The following is a 364-nucleotide window of genomic DNA, read 5'->3' on the forward strand; positions in this document are numbered from 1 at the left end:
CACCCCGTCAAAGTCGAAGGCCAGCCGTAGCTCGTCAGACTCCGTATCGGCGGGCAAGGTGCCAGCCAGAACCTGGCCGGCCGCATGCCCAGCCAGGATCGCCTGGCGGACATCGGTCTGATTTGCGGAAAGGAACAGGCTGATGTTCAGGGCTTCGATATAGCGCTGCGGCGCGCCGCCCTGCAGAAACAGGGCACGACTGATATCCAGCCCATGAGCCTTGATCGACTCCATCACCCGCATGCCGGTGTCGGGATCATTCCTGGAGAGCAGGATCACCTCCACCAGCGGATCACCCGGACGCAGTTCGTTGAGCGATAGCAGTCGTCGAATGAAGGGAAATGCCACGCCCGGGCGCAACGGC

General features: G+C 62.6%; 1 protein-coding gene. It reads right to left on the bottom strand.

Annotation, left to right across the window (positions count from 1 at the left end; translation table 11 throughout):
- The coding region (locus AB4Z50_RS36285) for a 5'-nucleotidase (RefSeq protein ID WP_441887363.1) at positions 1-364 on the bottom strand (364 nt) is incomplete at both ends.

This window comes from Paenibacillus sp. 2TAB26 (assembly GCF_052115145.1).
Lineage (GTDB): Bacteria > Bacillota > Bacilli > Paenibacillales > Paenibacillaceae > Pristimantibacillus.